Below are 19,855 nucleotides of genomic sequence, written 5' to 3'. Positions count from 1 at the left end.
ACAGTTTAGCGAACTTCTGTGAGTTATTTTTTACAAAAGTCGAGACTCTTATCCTGCTTGCACAAGGCTTTTTTGATCGAAGAGATTTCTTCAACTTGCGTTTTGAGTTTTTCGTTTTCTTCTTTGAGGGAAGCGATCTCTCGTTTTTGCGCGACTAATTCTTTATGAATGACTTCCGAATCTGAAGACCATCTATGGTTCAACTCCTTAATGGCTTCGATGATCGGAGCAACAAGATTTTGATAAGCGACCGATTTAAATCCCTTGCTGTCCGTTTTCACGACCTCAGGGAAAACAGCTTCCACTTCTTGCGCGATAAGACCCATTTGTTTTGTCTGGTCTTTATTTTTGTCGATCCATTGATAAGTCACGCCGTGAATATTTGTGATTCGATCCAAGGCATTAAGGATTGGTTGGATATCGTTTTTAAGACGAACATCTGAAGCTTGAGTGAGGGTGCCAGAGAGGGTGGCGTTACCTGAAGCATATAAACTAAAATAACAGGCGCCGAGTGCGAAGCACATAGCATTGGCGCCAAGAGGAGCGGCGGTAGAAGAGGAAAGCCATCGCCACGCCTGGCCGCCGGCGGAGGTGTTGGTATTATAGATCATCGTATAGGCCGCCGCAGAGGAGACTGTAAGGTGTCCTGTAGGTGCCGTGGTTCCAATCCCAACATTTCCGTCAGAATGAATTCTCATTCTTTCAGCAGACGTTCCCGAAGCTATTGTACTGAAAATCATCGTTGATGATTTTGAAGTCGCAAAGTCAGATGCCGCGTAGGCGTTAATGCTTGCTGCTTGTACATAGGCAGATCCATCGTAACCACGGATCGCCAGAAATCCCAAACTGTCATTAGCAAGAACGGCGGCAGGAGCTCCCGCAGAATCGCGCGCGCGCGTGATAATCACAGAACCTTCGCCACTCGCACTGTGCTGCGATTGAATATAAAGATCATCGTCAAGCCCGCCAGTTCCTTTGATATGCAACACCCTTTCAGGAGCTGTGACCGTAGGACCAAGACCAATTCTTCCGGGCACTTGAAGCGCCAAATCTTGAGTGGCTCTCCAGTCGCCGGCTGTATTCGCATTACCGATACGCACAACACCGTTAGCCGGATTTGTCGCAGGACCAATACCCCAATATCCCGTGCTGTTCCAGTTACCAACGAACTGAGCTTGCCCCAAAGTATTGTGATAACTTCCAACGAATATACTGTTGTAAGTCGCCTGCGCATCCCAAGCTCCGACTTGCAAGAGAGCCCCTGGGCCACTAGAACCGATGCCAACTTTACCATCAGCTTGAATGCGCATTTTTTCGTCGTTATTCGTATCAAAGATCACCGGCCCGTTAACACCGTTAGAGACATAAAGTTCGTCGCCCGCACCATTTGTAAACCCGAAAGTTCCCTTCCAAGTTCCATTGCGAAGAAAATCAATGCTAGGAATACCTGAGGCCGGACTGTCTAAACTCAGAGGGGCTTGAGTCGCCGATCCAGAACGGATCTTGAGTTTTGCATTTGTGTCGACCGTCGTATTGACGGCGAGGTCACCCGCAGCACTGATTGTAAGTCGAACCGCATTGTTCGTTTCTAAATTCAATGCATTGGAGTCATTCGTTCCCAAAGTTCCTGCCGCTGCGAAAGAGTTTCCGCCATTCACAAACACCGATGCATTTGCAAAAGATGTACAAGTCATCATACCTGTCGCATCAAAAGTAAGAAGCTGTCCCGTCGCGCAGTTAAATGCGGTGATCGCGCTGCCGCTTCCATTGGAAGCAAGAAGTCTATTTGCCGTTAACGAAGTGGCACCCGTACCGCCTTTAGCAACGGGCACCGCTGAAGGAAAGTTTGCGGGATCAGCACTGATAGTCCCTGAGGTGACTGCGATACCAGCTCCTACTTGAACAGCCCCTTTTGCTGAGGTCGTCGCATCCGCGATTGAAATTGAAGGAGTTGTTGAGCCGGATGAAACCGAAATAGGTGCTGTACCTGAAACATTGGTGACAGTTCCATTCGTGGGAGTCACCCATTGTAAGCCCGAGGCCTGGGCCGAGTTTGCGGAAAGAACTTGTCCATTCGTACCTACTGGAAGACGAATGTCATTGGTTCCGTCGTTCACGACAATATCGCCCTTTGTTGTCAGGGGAGAAAGCGCGTTGAAGGCCTCTGTCGCATTTGTTTGGCCAGTACCGCCGTTTGCAATTGGAAGAGTTCCAGTGATATCCGTGGCAAGATTCACGGCCGAGCCATTGCTTGCGGCAGTCAAACGACCTTGAGCGTCCACCGTAATATTGGCGCGCGTATAAGAACCTGCTGTCACCGTCGTATTTGCCAAAGAAATAGTTCCCGTCGAAGTGATCGGACCACCGCTAAGACCCGTGCCGGTTGTGATATTTGTAACTGTACCACCGGCGTTACTGTCATTTCCAGGCGCCCACTTCGTTCCGTCGTATTTTAAAACTTGTCCTGAAGACAATCCGGTCGTATCAACATCGACACCTTTAATTTTATTAACCGATACGGCACCAATACTTCCACTGACATCGCCAGCGACGGATACGTTGATCGCTTGGCACTGAAAAGAGCCCGAAACCGAATTCCAGTAAGGAGTTTGGTAAGCGGCGCAGTTCGCACTTCCGACAGCGGCATTGAAGGCCGCGGTGGTGTGATAATTAGAGAATGTGGAATTCAAGTTTGTAACATCAGAAATCGCAATGGCTGAAGCCGCCCATTGGGCACCATCGAACTTAAAAAACTGCCCCGTTGTCGGCGCCGCCGTCGCGACTGCCACATTTTGAATTTTTGCCACTGTAGGATTTGGATAGTTTCCACTTAAATCACCGGTTGCGGCGCCATTCGGGGGACGAGAGTCTGACAAACGCGGATCATTTCCGGCAGCGACGGTGTTAGCAGTGGTACCCACGTTCAGTGTAAGAAGGGGCGTGGATGTGTTGTTAGTCACTGTGAGATAAGAGTTGGCCGATGTGACATTGGTGACCGTTCCACCACTGGCTCCAGAAACCGCGCCACAAGTTAAAGCGGTTCCATTCCAAGTTAAAAATTCACCCGTATTACAAGAAGGAATGCCTGTTTTTACGATGAAGTCATTGGCGCCTAAGTCGCCAAGCTTTTCAGCGGATTGAGAGTAGGCCGCAAAGGGAACAGAGCGAATCTCATTATCCGGGCTGATGACCTTCCAACCTGTTCCGTCGTGAAACTGAACGCGCAAAAGACGCGTGTGTCCGACAGCGGGTGTATAAGAGCCCGCAACATTGTTATCAGCATCTGCACAATCGTGAGTCGTACTGTTATTAAACGCATTCAAAAGAGTTTTCGTCGGTGAAGAAGGGAAAAGTTTTGTACCGGCACCAATTGGAACATCGAAAACACCATGACTGTTCGTCATGTTGATTCCGTTTTTCTGCTCTCGATAGATCACGCAGGCGCCGGTGTTGTTAGTGATTTCAAATAAAAAGCTGACGTTATTGTACTCAAGGGCGGAACCGTCCGCTTTCACGATGCGGCCTTGATATGTCAGAAGATTAGGAGCGGCGAAGCTTCCTAGGGATGCTAGAAAAACATGAATCAAGACAAGATACGTTCCGTGTTTCATATTCTTCTTATCGGATTCTTAACAAGAAAGTCCGAGTGAAAAGCGGAATTATAGACAGAACGTAATACTTTTTACGAAAACTGTTTCAACTTGATACAACTTAGGATAGATCAGCGCTATCACAGACGGGATAAAGGGCCATAGAAATATTGTAGATGCAGCTTTTCTGATTTTTCTTCATGTTGGATAAACGATTGATCCGATCGCGAGTCTTTTTTAAGATCTCTTTTACTTCGGGAATGTGCGCCTTGGGAATCGAGAAAGTCAGTGTCGTGTTTTCCCGTTCTGTCAGGTCGTAGATTTCCATGGCATCCACAGCCATCTTTAAAAATTGTCTTTGAATCGCGCGAAGATTTTCCGCAGTTATGGGCCCACACATCGTACTATAATTATCGATACCATCTTCATTTAATAAGTCCCATCTTGCCAATTCCTCGTAGGCCACCTTAACTTCATACAAAGAGACATTCAAAATTCGGCTGATCTTTTCAAGCTGATTTGGCGTTAAAATCATTATTTGCGAGAGCTCCAGTAAAATAAGGTGAAGCCAATGACAAGACGCCACGATTTTGTGTTCTAGATTTTTCGACCTTTCTTTCTTTTCTTCTTTAAGATGACTTTTAGTTTCGACAAGTGATTTCAAGACTATGTTTCTTTCATCCGTATTGATGTTCAGTCGTTGAAGAAGCTCCAAAGCAAAGCTAGCAGAAGGAATTCTCTCACCACGAAGGATCTTTGAAAGATTGCTGGCATCTGTTTTCAAAAACTTAGCAAAAGCCCTTAGTGAAAATTTGAGATTTCGCTGGCGCTTCATTTCAAACTCGCGAATCAGGATTTTTGAAAGTTCGTTCATCTGCTCCTCGCATGGTCGCAGTTTTTGAATCTGTGGGCATACAGTCGAGTCCGACACAGTAACTTAAGCTCGGCTAAAGACATTTCACAAGAGATGAAGAACTATGTCACAAAAGGGGCCAAGGAATGAGTTCGCTAAGAAAGCAAGTGGCGGTGATTAAAGTGCGGAAGATGGAAGACGGATCTTCAGAAAGGTTCAATATCGCGCGAGAAAACATTCAGCGCATTGTCGAATTGGCACTTAAAGAAATTGCCAGCGATCCGAATAGTGTAGGTCTTAGATACTCCGTGGGGGAACAGACCACCGTCTATTACATAAAAACAGATCAAGATAACTTCGGCCGGGTTTTGGGAAGTGGAGGTAGAACTATCAACTGCCTTCGCCATCTAGTGACGGCGATAGCGGGCCGCCACGGTTTTCGCGCCATCTTGCAAGTCGAGAACGAAGATCAGTTCTACTGAGTTAAAAGCAAATCATTTTTATGAGTGAGACGGTTATATTACGCAGTTTTAAAAATTCTGGAACGTCGTCTTCTTTTGAAGCAGTACGCGAAGTCAAAAAAAATTTAAGCCACACATCGTAATGCACCTAGGGTTTATTCGCCGCGAAAAATTGCCGATAAATTTGGGGAATCAACATTAAAATGCTTCATTTGTGCGTTTCGGTCGGAGGTTTTTGTGAAGTTGAATCACTCTGGCGCAGGCATTCTGCCAATGGTCGCAGGGATATCGGTTATTTCCGTATTGAGCGTCGCTGCCATGTCTCAGATGGGACTGGATATCTTTAGAAGGTCGTCTTACGCCTATTCTGAATGGGAGACAAATCTAGGTAATCAAAAAGCCTTGGGATTAGGCGGATATTTCGTCGCTCATAACCTGGTATTGTGTCGCGAAGATGGTTGGGAAGATTTAGGAAGTAATAAAAAAAAATGCCGCTGGGGCGGTGGATACCATACTCCGCGCATTCCTGAAAGTAAGTACAATATAAAATCCGTTCGTCATGAGGACGATGTTTTGGTTCTTGTTGTGGAAAACAAAGATGAGAACAAGAAGGTTTATACCACCGAATTGAAAATGGATCTTGTTGATTGGTCGAAACAAAGCTCATTTAGATCTCTTGTGGGCGAAATTCCATTCATTAACTCTCTCTCGGATGACGATCGGTTTATGGTTGTGATGACGGCAGTGACTCAGTTCATGGGAACAGACGGCCGAGCCAAAGAAGTCAGTAAAAGTGGAGCGATCCGCCGACCTATCGGAACTCCTGACGTGCAGGTGATTAGTAATACGGGAAGAGAATCCTGCATCTTTGAATGTGAAGCGGGAAGTGTTCTGACGAACAATCCAGAATGTCGCGGTCCTTTGGGGGCTCCCCAAGATGGAGCATCGGCGATGATCGGTGTGCGCATCACAAATTTGGGGCCAGGGGCTATCTACAAGCTAAAGTATGAAAGAACGACGACCTACAATAGCGAAATTTATCCGAATCGGGAAAAAGACGTGATGCTGGTCGATGCCATGGGTAAGCAAGAAGTCTTCATGCCTGGGGAAAAACTCAACGCGGAAGTTGAGCGCAAATGCTATTCGCCGGTGCGCGTATTCCAAACTCAACGGGTCAGTCGCGAAGTGGAAGGGGACTCTGCAAGCAGCTCGACTTCGACCTCTGTCACTGTGGCTAGTAGCTTTAAAAGTCTTTCCTACGAAAAATTTGATATCAGTGTCTCTCGATATTCACCGATGGAAGCCACGAAACCTACGTTTAGAAATACTTATAATCCCTACGTGGCAAGCACCTTCGTGAAGAATCCAACTTTGTCCGTTATCGAGCCCAAGCGGCTGGGGGTGCAACTTCCTGAGATAGAAGTGACGTCGCCTCAGGAGTCCGTCACGGAAACTACGACGGTCACAACGATGGTGGTCCGACCACGCCCTGTCGAAGTCCTTCAGTCGAACGGTGATGGCGACGGTGATAACTAGACTCTTTTTTGAACGTTTATGTGCGGGAGATCTATGAAAAAACACAATAGCAAATCTATACAAGGTTTTTCCGTGATTGAAGGCGTGATCGCCGCGGGTATCGTAGCTCTTTCGATACTATCCATTGCTGCCATAGTCAGCCAGCATTCGACGATGGCGAAAAGTTCTGTTGCAAAACAGGAACTGCCTGGAATCGGAACTGACGTTTTAAACCGCACACGGGCGGCCCTTTTAGAAACAGCCGAGACGTCGGGAGGCCTTAAAACAAAAGGCATTTGTTCTTTATTAGAGCCAAAGCAGATTAAACCCGGAATTCAACCCATAGATCTTGTCACGGCAAAGGCGCGATTGAACACCGCGTTTTCTTTGACCGTGTGGAAAAAGGTTTTTGCACCCGAGTGGTCGGTATCAGATTATAAAGTTTCAGATAGAGGCGAAATCAAAATCTCATTAGCCCCCGTTCAGGGCAAGAACACCTTGGCGACCAGCCAAGCTATTGATTTCAAAACTTTACAAGTCGATTTAAGTATTAGCATTCGTACAATGGATCCGACGAAATCCAGCGCCGTATTTTCTCTGTTACCTATGGGTTTGCAGAGAGTCGATTCAAAGACCGCCGTCTTCATGGTTGAGGCGGTCACGAACTATGACCGTATTCTAGACAACGGAGAACGCTCTAAGCGTTCCGCAGATTCAAAAGATCTTATTTCAGTTTTGGACGTGGGCTCGTGTGATGTCCGCGATGCTAATGGTGTGATTCTCTCGATGTCACCCGCAGGCACCGGTGTCGGAGACCCTTCGGGACGGACTATTTATAATAATACTATTTTTGAAGAGTCCGGTGTCAGTCCTTTTGAAATTTCGTTTTCAGCTACGGAAGTGGTTCAAGGTCGTTACATTGATGGTCGTCTTTCCGCAGATCGAACTAAAAACGTCGTCGCCGCTTGTACCGAAACCCGTTTTCGTTGCCCGGCGCGAAATCACACGCGCGACTACAAACCGTTTATAAACGTCACGGCTTTTGCGAACTATTTTTCTAAAAACAAGTATGGTTACAGAGAACGCGTCCGTGTCAGTCCTAAGCTGGAGTTTTTAGATACTAATGGGAAGAATATTCTGAACAATTCGGGAACTGCGATAGAGTACACAAACTCAGCGACGACATCTTATCGTCAACACTCCAACCAGCTTTTTTACCCGATAGATGCTCAAGGCGGAATGGATACAAGTGCTCCTATGTCGTTCAGTCCGGGCGGCAATGGCTTGAAGGTGAAAGTGAATAATGCAGAACCTCTTTGTCGCAAAGTGTGTTCTGAGACCAATCCTATTTCGGCACGACCTTCTTTGACCGTGTCCACTCCGGATTTCTTGGATAACGAAGATAAGTGGGCGGCAGAAATCGGTGCCGCTTCAATGCCACTCCACTGTACGATGTGTTTTGTTAAAGGATGCACTCGCATGGGGCTAGAAACCTTTGGCCCATTGAACGAGTTACCACCAGAACCTTTGGATGCGCAGATTCCTGAATGTGCTGCTGAAAACAAAGACGAAGCCGAAAAAATCCTGCCTTATGCTGAACAAAACATTGCGTTGGCAGGAGGAGGCCGTTGTATTTCGGCTAAGGTTGAAAATGGAAAGCTGATCTATCAGTCGCGAAATTGTAACGACAAGCTTCCTGCGATGTGTTTTGCCTTCGGTGAATATACTTTGGCGCGCACTCTAGGAAGTTCGACGATTCCTTCCGTGAGTTTTGCCGAGGCTCCGGAGGCCTGCCGAAATATGGGACGCGAATCGCATCCGGTGACTCAGTTGCGCGAAGGTATTCTGCAACAAGGTGGGTCGGTGGCCCGCTTAGATGAGATTCCAAAAGCATCGAATCGTTATCAGTTACTGAATCTAGCAAAAATGGGATTCTTTGTTTCTCCACAAGGAGAAGAAGAGAGTTCTCGGGCTGCAAGTGATTTGAAAAAATCTTTTGGAAGTAAAGTTTCTAGCGAATTCTGGACGGCGCTCAAAGTAGAAGACGCCGGTGTCGTGGCAGATGTGCCTAGAGCCATGCTTTCAAATGACGTCGATCAACGGCACATGCTTTATTATAGTCCTGCTGGCGTACAGACCCATACGGTTGTTTCGGAAACACCTTATTCTTACGTGCGCGCGCCTGCCGGTGGTGGAACAGCCTACGTGCTTTTCAATCACGTGAAATTCCGCGGCGTTGTTCCTGTGGCCTCTGAACAGACAAGCTCGCACGAATTCCTCTGTCAGAATAAGAGCGGTGGATTCTTCGTCACTCGCGGCAAGTCATCGCAAAACTTTGCGGACGGTGGTAGCGCCTGTGAATCTTCAAATGGATTTTTCGTTGCGCCTCATTCTTCTTCGGGTTGGTTGAGTTCGCTCATGGCGGTGGCACCTCATGGAAATTATTATCCGTTTCCAGAGTTAGCTTCCGAACCGCGTGCAGTATGGGTCGCTCTGCAAGGGGCGCATCTTGCACCCGCGCTTCAAGGAGAGTTTTCTAAGCTGGCGTTTAAAAAGCCCGGATTTGAAGAGCTCAGTCAGGAGCTTGTCGATAGAGACGGTGCCTTTATTGAAGCGCGCCGACTGCTGAAAAAAGTCAAAGTGGATAAGAGCAACCAAGGCCCACAAAGCTCGCCTCAAGCGCAACAGCAAGAGGAGTTTGAATGGGTTCCAGATCCTTCGGTGAAAATCAAGGTCGCTTGTTATTCAAGCAGAAATAGAAACATTGCTGTTCGGGATATAGCGCAAGGCTGTGGAACCGATGAAGACCGCCTACTTGAAGCTGATTTACAAAAGCCCTTGATTTCGATGTTGTGGGTGATGAAGAAGTCGAATTTTGATCTGGGGTATCTGGATTTTATTAAGGTGAAACCATGATTTTGGATAAGAAGGGATTCACATTGGTTGAGGTCATGGTGGTCAGTGCCATCATGGCCATTCTGCTTTTAGCATCAAGCCAAGCAACGATTGTCTTCGTAAAAGAGATGCAGCGTATTGAAAAGAAGCAAGAAGTGGTCAGTGAAATTCAAGAAATGGATATGTTTATTCGTCGTTCGGCAAGAAACTTAAACATGAGCCGTCTGAATATGCCGACAACTTTCTATCAAACCCTCAATACGGGAGCAGCGAGTCTAGGTAGCAATGCAGTTTCACCTGCGCCTTCAATGATTATAAATCCTCAAGAATGGGCTAAGAATGCTCAGGGAAGTCACCTGTATGAAAAAGCCACGGAAGCCATATCAGGAACGGCTTACGATATTATTCTTGATTCTTTTTTGTTGGAAGAACATCGTCTGACCGGAAGCCAAGGTGGAATGCAAAAAAGAACCAAACGCCTTATGGTCGCACGATGTGATGAGGCGGATAACGCTTTTGAGATAGATAATAAGTTTCCGGGTATCACCGCACTGTACGTATTAGGCGCCATGAAACGTCGTCCCTTCATCACTCATCGCAGTGATGGCACGATGAGTGTTACCTGCTGTCTTCCGAACTCGCCCAATTGTACAGAAGGATCAGTTTCTAAATTTTTCTTTAAGGCTTACTCCATTGATCTCGATAACAATGAAAGAGTGATCTCCGTTCAAGAGTTCCCTAAATCTAATGCCGGAAACCCTGTTGTAGGCGCGGGATTTGGAATGTTCTTTAAGAATGTCGAGGGAACGAACGTTGCCATTGAAACTTTCACTGTGCAAAACAACTGTTACTTAAGGAAGAACGCCTTCCCTGGTGCCTGTGAAAATCAGATTGAGTTAAAACAATTTCTGAAAATGATTGATACCTACACAGATCTGGTTCGTGTTACTTCGAAAAGTATTTCCACGACGATCAGTAACGACATTCTTAGGACGGGTGTGATATCTCTTTAAGCTTACGGGGACTTTTTCTTCTTAGCATTCTTCTTCGATTCGCTTTCTTCGTATTCTTTTATAAAAGCGAGACGTGGAATATTCACATGGCTTTTCGCTTCGATGAGCGAGCCTTGGCTGTGATTTCTGGCGAAGTTTTCGGAAATTTTGCGGCATGGGGTTCTTATCCGGTTTGGCTGGCCTTTATTTATAAAATCTTAGATTCCATCGGTCTTTTAGAATATCGCTTGAGTCTTCTTTATTGGCTGAATCAGGGATTAGGGCTGGGCACCGCCTATTTGGTCTATCGATTTCTGGGTCATCTTAATGTCTCTTCACGATGGCAAAACGGCGTTCTAGGACTCTTTTTGTTGCTTAATCCCATGCAGATTTATTTGAATTCGTTAAACATAAGCGAAAGCCTTTTTCAGTTTCTGACGGTGTTGGCTCTGGGGCTTTACTTTGAAACTTTCAAAGTGTCATTGTGGACACGCCATTTAGGCATTTTCATTTTATTAGGTCTCTCATTCGCGTTAAGAAATATCATTCTGCCGTTTCTTTTGCTTTTTCCGCTCTACGCTCTCACTTTCTCCACCGAGGCAACAAGGATGTCCCGCAAGCAGACTCTGGCGGGCTTGATGCTCATGGTGTTTCTGCTAGCGGGTCTTTCGCTTGTGAACAGTCGATTTGATCGGCAAGGAACAGCGTCTTTGAATTTAAATCGTGGTGCCAATATCGCTCAGGCCTGGTGTCAGGCACCCACGTTGGATTTTAAAAACGAGCAGAATTCATTCTGGTTTCGGCCACCTGCATTTTGGTCTCTCAGAGAAACGCGATCTTTATTTTTAGAAAATGACTTTCGCGACACGCTTTACTATGTGCAAACGGCGAAGGCATGTGTGCAAGAGCGACCGTGGGTGGCGGCCTTGCAGTCGCGCAGTTTGTTGAACATCTTTGACGGGCCTTTCTATCCTGATCCAATGAAAGGAAGAATGACGGCCCTCAGTAAGATCTTAGGTGGTCTTTATCTTTTTGCATTTCTTTGTACACTCTTCTGTGCTTCGCGAATTCTTTCAAATCCGATAACCCGGCTTTTCCTATTATTTATTCTCTGTCAGTGCGCTGCTGTTTTCTTCTCGAACCCCGGAGAAGCTCGCTTTATCTATTCTTTCCTTCCGATCTTAGCCATTAACTTTGCATACGTCGCGAGCCAAAACCTTTCTCAGTTTCAAAGACCTCTTGCGCTGAGTGCTGTTCTGACCACACTACTTTTGATGATTCCATCCTCAGACATATTGATTCGAAATTTTGAACGAAATCTTTTTATGTCTAAATCCAAGGACGAAAAACTAACGGAGTTGGAAAACCGCTTGGAAATCATTTCCGCCAAGTCTTCGGATCACATGGCGTGGGCAACACCGGGTGTCTGTAAAGGTGTTCTTCCGAAGATTTTGAATTGTCTTGAAACGTCCAATAACTGTGATGAAAAAAGTCTTATAAAGGCTTACCGTGAAGTTAACAACCGGCCAATGACGGAAGAAGAGCTGTTCTGTCGAAATTTAACGATGAGCTACATTCGCAATCAGTTTCAGATTCATTTTCCATTGGATGTTATTCAAAAGCCTTCCCCTTTGCCGGGGGGAGTAGAGAACAACCATCCTCTTGTGGCCATAGCGGGGCAGCTTTTGCATGCAGATTTGGCTTTGCAAGCGAATATGACAGAGGCGATACCGGAAAGCTATGAGTCTTTGCTTTATCAACTTACGCAGTATCAACATCGAACAACTTTAAATCGCACTGAGTACCTAGGCAAGGTCGTCGAGACTCTGCAGAAAGCGGAGCCTTCTCACAAGGCTCAAGAAATTTACCAGACTACTTTGCAGACTGTTTTGCGGTCTTTACGTTCTCACCCAAGCGCCATAAGCCCGCTGACCCATCAAGAGTGATGTAGAGCCCGTCTTCTTTAAGCATAGGCGTTGATGAAAAGCTATCGGGTAAGGAATAAGATTCCAGCACCGCACCGGATTTCACATTTAGAAAACACAAAGTCTTTTCCTGGCACTGATCTATATACACATCGACCTTACCGTAACGGGCAATGAGTCCGCTCGATACGTGAAGGTGGGCATTCACCTTCCGCCAAAGCTCGGCCCCGTCGGAAGCTTGTAAAGCCGTGATGTCGCCATTTTCAGAGGGAACTATCAGGATATTTTCTTTAGAATGATAAGAAGGAGAGGCCCGAGATCCCGAGCTTAACTGATGATGCCAGCGCAAGGTCCCGTTACGAACATTCAGTGCTTGGACATCTCCCTCTGTACTTACAATGACCACTGTTTCGTCAGTGACTAGAGGCGTAGAAATAATCTTTCCCGAGACGCTTATGCGCCACATTTCTTTTCCGGATCTCGAGTGAAAGGAAATCACTTCGCCCGCACCAGTGGCCCCAAATACCTGATCACTTTTGGCGTGATAGCTCAGCGAAGCGTGGGCAAGTCCCTTGATTTTATTTGAACTCCAGCGGATGGCGCCATTGCGCGGATCCAGCGCAAAGAAAGTGCTGCTATCAGGCAGATTTTCTACCGCGACGTAAAGCGAACCATTTACCAAAAGGGGAGAAGAGCCAATCGCACTTCCCAACTTTACGGACCAGATTCGTTTTCCATCTTTACTGCGGATCTTATGCAAAATTCCGTCGTAAGCACCAAGATAGAGATCTCCATCTTCGGTGGTCACACCAGAGCCATGAAAGCCAAAGACAGGCTTCGGGAAGTAATCTCTCCAAAGAAAAGAGGAATTATCAAAGGCGTACAACGAACCACTGTCGCTTCCTACAAACCAAAGACTCTTAAAGGCTATTGGACTGGATTTACCCGCGGAGTGAATGTTTTCCTGAAAAGGAAAGGGCAGCGAGGTGGTAGTAAACGATGTTTTCATCAGATGACGAGATTCTCCGGTCCGTTGCGGATTTTCCCGCCAATGCGAGTAAGCTTTTTCCGGTGCTGATGTCGGCGCAGAAAGTTCGTGACTCGCGTGAACCCAATCATTTAGGAAGATCGAATAGGTAATTTCTTTATCGCACATTTCTTGGTCGCGAATGACCCATGTGTCTTGATAATCGGTCTGTTTGCGTGATTTCAGGTTTATCTTAACGCTGGGGATAGTGACATCTGAAGATTGCGCGCACAGTTTTTTTGCATAGTTAAAATAAACCAACGGATCACAGCGGATGCGAATCGCGTAAGAAAGCGGTTGATCCAGGTACAAATATCCGTCTTGGGTTGGAAGCTCAAACGATGCCAGGCATTCCGTTTTGGCATCAAGCATATTCAAGGAAAGCATTCTTCCCTCGGCGGTCAAAGCTTCATTCTTATTAAGCAGCTTTGGATAGAGCTGAGCCGCTAAGAACAGGGCAAAGTAGACCGGTGCAAATTTCGGAAGGCTATTTTTGAAATTAAAATCCGTAGGCCGATAAAGAAGAAATACAGTCAGTAATAGAAACATCACCGACGGATAGTAAAATCCGACGATGTGCCAGCTGAAAATATGAAAGACAACGAGTTGGGCGAAAGTAATAAGGCGAAGATATTTATTTTTGGCAAATAAAAACCAGATCAAGACTGTTTCTAACAAGATGACGTAAACGCAGGCTGCCTGTAACCAGAATCCTTGCAAAAATGTTTCGCGAAGAAGAGCTGAACCCGTGATCCATTCGGCATTGAACTTTAAAAGTCCGGCGCCGAAATAAAAAAGCGCTAATGATATCTGTAAAAAAAGCAGATTGGCACCAGAGACCACATAAAGGGCCAACAACAAGTTCCCCATATAGTGATAGTTACCCATAAAATCATAAGAGGAAAAAAAGATCGCGAGCTTAATGAATAGAGTCAGTGTGAAAGCGCCAAGACGAAGGGGGTCTTTAGGCTTTTCAAACAGAAACAGTAAAGGTGTCAGAAAGGACAGAAGTATATAGGCACTTGTGACCGCGACCGCATGTTCCTGAATAAATAAGACGTGCCCTTCAGGAATAAATGGCCAAGGATTCCATTCTAAATTCTGAAGCTTGTGCGACAGCCCGTAATCGAAATCAAAGGCCCGCCAAAACCAAAGGGTCACAATGTGGGTCAAAGACAGAAAGAAGCCGTACAGCCGTTGTGTCTTGTTCATGGAGAGTACACCATGCCCTGAAGTGATCTTTGAGCGTCAGAAATGGGAAGCTTCGTGAATTTATTAAATATAGCTCCCTTCATACGTACGTTTAAGAAGACACACATGTCGAAGCGGGCTCCGCGTAGGTCAGCGCCTTCCAGATTTACGTCTTCGAAATAACAGTTGCTCCAAGTCGTGTCCTTCAATGAGGTTTCGCTTAAATTCGTACGATAGATTTTAACTCCACCTAGCTTGGAAGCGTCGAGGCGATTCTTGGATAGATGGCTGTCTTTTATTATCCCACCCATCCATCGCGAATTTTGAATATTCCAGTTCAGTCCCGTTACTTTTTCAAAAGTGTTTTCCCGGAACTCGACGGACGTCATTTGAACATTATCAAAATTTACTTTGTTGAATCCGACTTTATAGAAATGGCTTCCAGAAGCGTCCGCTCCCTTTAGAAGATCTTTTTCAAAGTAAGCATTTTGAATGTTCTGGCAGCGAACAAACTGCAAGGAACCTTGAATGAAGTCGGAACTTTTGCGACCGTCGGGACAAACTTCCGCCGTTGCTACAGAGGTTATTAAGAGCAAGGTCACAGTGAAAACGTGCATATATCTCTATTTTATTCTGTTGCTTCTGTGAAGCAAAGCTTTTTACTTTTTTTGACAGATCTTAGACTGAGGATGAGATTCACACAGGGCGTCCTTCAGCAGACGATTCTGTTCTGAAAGGTTTTGAACTTCTGCTTTCAGAACTTCGTTAGACTCTTGCAAGGACGCAATAGCGCGATCTTGATTCCCATTTTGAGTCATAACCAAGGCATGAAGTTCTTTTATTGCATTAATCAAAGGAGCCACTAAGTTTTGATAAGCAACGGCCTTCCAGCCTTCTTTATTGGTTTCTACCGCCTCGGGAAAAACCTTTTCGACATCTTGAGCGATAAGACCGATCTGATGGCCTCGACCTTCAGGATTTTTCCAGTCATAACTGACGCCTTCCAAAGAAAGAATTTTATCCAAGCTATTTTCTAGAGGTGCGATATTGGTTTTCAGTCGCAGGTCCGAAGCCTGAGTTAAAGTTCCAGCTATCCACATATTGCCGTTGTAATCAAAAGTCATCTTCGAGGTACAGGCGCCACCGGGACAATAATAGAACTGCGATAGCAGGGTGGTCGCGTTGTGATGAACAGTGAACCCACGCTTAGATCCATTGTCATTAGTGACATTAAGTGCAGAATCTGCGCGAGAAAGAATTTCTACAAAGCCTGCTCCATCAGTGACATAAGCTTGTCCCGCGACCGTCAACGCATGAGTTGAAGCCGTCGTGTTAATGCCGACTTTTCCTCCGAACGGATTAAGAAAGAGATCACGATTGGTCAGTTCATCTGCGGATTGAATTCCGTATTTGTTTTCACCGATCCATCCGATGTTGATATAGTCGGCGGCATTAGAAGACTGCGAGTTGAAAATACGAAGTCCGCCGACGGCGCCAGTATTAGCCATCGTGGTATTAGAAGTTATCTGAGCATTTCCACCTTTGACTTCAAACTTAAACCCAGGTGTTGTTGTTCCGACCCCGACATAGCCGTTCGAGTCGATATACATGTTGATGGCGTCATTCACTCTGAATGCCATGGAATTCAAAAGATGAGAGTAAGAAATCCCACCTGGATCACGGTCTTCTGGATCCGAAAAGTAAATGCCACCAGCGGCATTATTTGGACTCGTGACTTGAATAACAGTGTTGCCAGTGCCAATCACGGCCATTCGGTCCGTTGTTGGAACATAAGGTGCAACAGTCCCTCCGGCATTCACCGTCATAAATACGGGAGCGGCTGTTGATCCCACGCTCACCGAGCCATCCGAGTGAATGCGCATTCTTTCCGTGGGTGAACCCGCATCTGGCGTCGTCACAAAACGCACGCTTGATAAGCCTGCATTGTTTCTTGTATTTCCTAAAACGGTGGATCCATCGGACTCGTGAGTCAGAAACGTGGAACCCGCAGTCCCTTCATCAAAGTTGGGCTCGGAAATACGAATTTGAGCGGCAGAAGCGGCCCCGGTTAATCCTGAACTCACATCAGGTTGTAATGAAATAGCGCGTTCGCTGTTTTCACCAGCCATGAATATTCCGTCGACATGCAAAGGTGACAGGGGAGTCGCGACATTCACGCCGATATTTCCCGTCGATAAAATGTTCATTCGAGTTGTGCCATTTGTTTCAAAACTCAAAGGCTGAGCATTGTTTGTTCCTAAGACGGCGCCCGCTGCGAATGAATTTCCATTCTGAACGAAGGTGTCTGTGATGCCATATCCAGAAGCTGTTGTAGGATTGGAAGCAGAGGTCACTCGACCATAAGTATCAACAGTCACTGAAGTGTAAGTTCCGGCAGTCACGCCACTTGTGGGTAAATCTGTGGAAGCTAAAGTTCTAAATGTCGGAGCACCCGCAGCCCCAGTAGGAGCAGCCAAGAAAGTTTTCGCTGATTTAGATGCATAAGTGATTTGCGAATCCGCGATTCCAATATTCTGACAGGTGAATGTATCCGTCAGGACGGACCAGTTCAGAGTCTTGTCTGCTGCACACGGTGAAGAAGGAAAAATAGTATTTGCTGGAGTCACTGTCGAACGAATATCCGCAAGACTTAAAAAATTCGCGGCATAATTCGTCCCATTGTAACGTAAGACTTGTCCCGTTCCTGATGGGGCCGTCGCTGAAACAGAAGTTCCTTGGATTTTTGCCACTGTCGGATTTGGATAAGTGCCACTGAGGTCTCCACCAGCAGTTCCGCCTGGAGCTAGTCCTCCATTTGCAGAAATAGTGATTGAACCTGCCGCATTCGTCAATGTCACACCAGTGCCAGCGACAAGATTCGCGGCGACTGGAGAATTTCCAGTTCGACCAATTAGAAGCTGTCCATCAGTTAAAGCAGGGGCTTCAACAATCGCACCGCCTGACGACATCATCACGCGATTGTTCGTCAAAGCTGTCGTACTATTTGTACCACCGCGCGCGATAGGCAGAGTTCCTGAAGTAAAAGCTAAGTTGGATGTACCGACAGTATTCCAACCGGCGCCGGAGCCCACGAAAGTGGTATTGATATCTGATGCGATGTAAATGTCACCGACGGCGCCTGTCGCGGGCCGGTTCGCATTGGTGTCGACCTTAATATTGGTTGCGTTGCCGCCATTGGTAACCGCATTAGATGTCCCGATATCGGCAGCCGGAGTCCACTTGCCACCGACAAATTTTAAAACCTGACCTGCGGTGGGCGCTGTCGTATCGATGTCGACGCCTTGAATTTTTCCAACCACCGTTGCGGCTTGGGCTCCCGTGACATCGCCACTCAAATTCCCCGTGAAGCCTGCGGCGTTTCCAGTGATATTTCCAGAAATTTTTGCGCCAGAAATCGTTCCTGATATTTGCGATTCAGAGATTTGAATATTGTAGCAATCAAACTTATTTGCCGGTGTGACGAAAACCAAAGACTGTCCTGCGGAACAAGACGTTGGAAACATTGTGACAGCCACTTTGTCATTTAAAGCCGTTTGCAATCCCGTGATACTCGAAATTCCTAAAGCTGCCGGACCCCATTGGCTGCCATCATATTGAAGAACTTGTCCACCCGAGGACGGAAGTGTTGACGACACATTCACTCCACGCAGACGTTCGGCATTCAAAAAGCGCGCATCATTTCCCGCAGCGACTGTTCCCGCACTCGTGCCTACCGAAATGCCAAGACTTGGAATAGAAGCCGTTCCACCTTTTGTCAGCGGAGCTGTCACATTCACATCGCTAACCATACCCGCGCCACCGGCGTCGTTTTGACAAGAAAAACTTGTGCCATCATAAGTCAGATACTGTCCCAGGGCGCACGCACCAACGGATGTTTTTAAAACGAAATCATCGGCGATTTTATCGCCCAATTTAGACGCTGATGTTGCAAAGGAAGCAAATGGCACCGCACGAATTTCATTGTTGGGAGTTATCGCTTTCCAGCCGACTCCATCATGAAACTGCACGCGCAGAATACGAATGTCATCTTCTTGTGGAAGATAAGTCGATCCACCTTCACAATTATGAGAAACCGCATTGTTAAAAGCAGTTCTTAAATCATAACCGGCTGTCGTCGGATAAAGTTTTACGCCCGAGCCGATGGGAACATCGAAAACCCCACCGGACCCTTGCATATTGATATTGTTTCTTTGCTCTTTATAGATAACGCAATTTCCAGAGGCGTTTGTAATTTCAAAGGCAAAGCTAACATTATTGTATTCAAGAGGAGTTCCGTCGGATTTAAGAATACGTCCTTGATACGTGAAGGTTCTCGGCGAAGAGTGGGCCGAAAAAACAAAGAAAATCATGAGAATGAATGTGATGGACGTTCCGGATCTCATATCTTTCTTATCGGATTCTTAACAGCATTTTGTAAGAGAAAAGACGTGATATTGCGTCACTATAAGTATTTCGTCTCAGATTGAAACGGCTGTTAAAGATTTTCTGAAGGGCCTAAGGTGAGTCTTGCTTGCTAAAAGTATTGATGACTAAAGAACCGGTGATTAAAAGAGCCCCAGAAAGTTGACGAAGACTAAGGCTTTCGTGAAAGATCATCGCGCCCATAATAGCTGCGGTCAGAGGTTCAATCATCATCAGCAGCGCGACTTCTTTGCTGCGCAATTTTTGAAGGGCCGCGAGTTCTAAGGTCAAAGGCAAGATCGTGCAGATAACCGCAATACCAAAAATGCAGCTGGCCTGAAAGCTTGTCAGACTTTGTACGTGCGAATAATCCGTGCGGTGAAATAATGACAGCGTGATCGCACCAAAGGTGATCACATAAAGACTTGAGGAAATCGGTCGCACACCCTGTTGCAATCGTCCAGATAACATCACGTAGATCGCGTAACTGATGGCCGAACCTAATCCTGCGGCAATCGCCCAGATGTTACGAACCTCAATATGACCCCAAAGTAAAAGCACCAATCCCAAAGAAGCTCCTACCAGGCAGAGCGCTTCCTTTTTTGAAATTTTATCGTGAGTGAAAAAGTGAGAAAACACATTCACCCAAAACGGATAGGTGTATAGCAATAAAGCTGCGAGTGTGACACTCAAGCCATCGATGGCTTCAAAATAAAGAGTCGAGAATAAAGCGTAACCGAAAACCCCTAAAAGAGCGGCAATCATCGTCTGACGACGAGTAAGTTTGATCCACTGAGGTTTAAATAAAAGAAGGAAGATCCAAATCAGAAGGGCGGCTAAAGTAAATCGGTAAGAAAGAAATTCGCCGACCGAAAGACCGGAAGCAAAAGCCCACTTACCGAAGATACCTAAAAATCCAAAACCCACGCTGGCAATAGAGATCTCAATCGTGCCTCTTAAGCGTGGGTTTATGGAAGACATGGA

Annotated in this window: 11 protein-coding genes; 5 read left to right on the top strand and 6 right to left on the bottom strand. The window is 46.2% G+C overall.

Going from position 1 to position 19,855, the window contains the following annotated elements; all coding sequences use genetic code 11:
* Positions 1-23: 23 nt before the first annotated feature.
* Both AZI87_RS03770 and AZI87_RS03765 read right to left on the bottom strand, forming a co-directional pair.
* Complete coding sequence (locus tag AZI87_RS03770) at positions 24-3,611, bottom strand: tail fiber domain-containing protein (RefSeq protein WP_063205075.1); 3,588 nt, start codon at positions 3,609-3,611, stop codon at positions 24-26.
* A 100-nt stretch (positions 3,612-3,711) separates the two neighbouring features.
* Positions 3,712-4,464 carry a TIGR02147 family protein gene (locus AZI87_RS03765; protein WP_063205074.1) on the bottom strand — a complete coding sequence of 251 codons (753 nt, stop codon included), beginning with the start codon at positions 4,462-4,464 and terminating at the stop codon, positions 3,712-3,714.
* 125 nt (positions 4,465-4,589) lie between these two features.
* Here AZI87_RS03765 and AZI87_RS03760 point away from each other — a divergent pair, with 125 nt between their 5' ends.
* From AZI87_RS03760 to AZI87_RS03740, 5 genes are all read left to right on the top strand, one after another.
* On the top strand, positions 4,590-4,925 hold the full coding sequence (locus AZI87_RS03760) for a KH domain-containing protein (RefSeq protein ID WP_063205073.1): 336 nt from the start codon (positions 4,590-4,592) through the stop codon (positions 4,923-4,925).
* Positions 4,926-5,141: 216 nt separating this feature from the next.
* Positions 5,142-6,440 carry a hypothetical protein gene (locus AZI87_RS03755; RefSeq protein ID WP_063205072.1) on the top strand — a complete coding sequence of 433 codons (1,299 nt, stop codon included), beginning with the start codon at positions 5,142-5,144 and terminating at the stop codon, positions 6,438-6,440.
* Between the two features lie 33 nt (positions 6,441-6,473).
* Entirely contained in the window at positions 6,474-9,335 is a 2,862-nt protein-coding gene (locus AZI87_RS03750) for a hypothetical protein (RefSeq protein ID WP_063205071.1), read from the top strand.
* A complete protein-coding gene (locus AZI87_RS03745; RefSeq protein WP_063205070.1) occupies positions 9,332-10,327 on the top strand; it encodes a PulJ/GspJ family protein in 996 nt (331 codons plus the stop codon). Before AZI87_RS03750 ends, AZI87_RS03745 begins: the two co-directional genes overlap by 4 nt.
* An 86-nt stretch (positions 10,328-10,413) precedes the next feature.
* On the top strand, positions 10,414-12,252 hold the full coding sequence (locus AZI87_RS03740) for a hypothetical protein (protein WP_063205069.1): 1,839 nt from the start codon (positions 10,414-10,416) through the stop codon (positions 12,250-12,252).
* Here the strand turns inward: AZI87_RS03740 and AZI87_RS03735 are convergent.
* The 4 genes from AZI87_RS03735 to AZI87_RS03720 all read right to left on the bottom strand — a co-directional run bounded on the left by AZI87_RS03735 (position 12,179) and on the right by AZI87_RS03720 (position 19,852).
* Positions 12,179-14,470: an outer membrane protein assembly factor BamB family protein gene (locus AZI87_RS03735; protein ID WP_063205068.1), complete on the bottom strand. Its 2,292-nt coding sequence runs from the start codon at positions 14,468-14,470 to the stop codon at positions 12,179-12,181. The two genes, AZI87_RS03740 and AZI87_RS03735, sit on opposite strands and share 74 nt — an antisense overlap.
* Complete coding sequence (locus AZI87_RS03730) at positions 14,467-15,066, bottom strand: pentapeptide repeat-containing protein (protein WP_063205067.1); 600 nt, start codon at positions 15,064-15,066, stop codon at positions 14,467-14,469. The genes AZI87_RS03735 and AZI87_RS03730 overlap by 4 nt, the downstream gene beginning before the upstream one ends.
* Before the next feature lie 42 nt (positions 15,067-15,108).
* Entirely contained in the window at positions 15,109-18,852 is a 3,744-nt protein-coding gene (locus tag AZI87_RS03725) for a tail fiber domain-containing protein (RefSeq protein WP_063205066.1), read from the bottom strand.
* Between the two features lie 112 nt (positions 18,853-18,964).
* Entirely contained in the window at positions 18,965-19,852 is an 888-nt protein-coding gene (locus AZI87_RS03720) for an EamA family transporter (protein ID WP_063205065.1), read from the bottom strand.
* Positions 19,853-19,855: the final 3 nt, after the last annotated feature.

This window comes from Bdellovibrio bacteriovorus (genome assembly GCF_001592745.1).
Classification (GTDB): domain Bacteria; phylum Bdellovibrionota; class Bdellovibrionia; order Bdellovibrionales; family Bdellovibrionaceae; genus Bdellovibrio; species Bdellovibrio bacteriovorus_B.
Note: the sequence above shows the minus strand (reverse complement) of the source record. Positions and strands in the feature narration are given on the sequence as shown.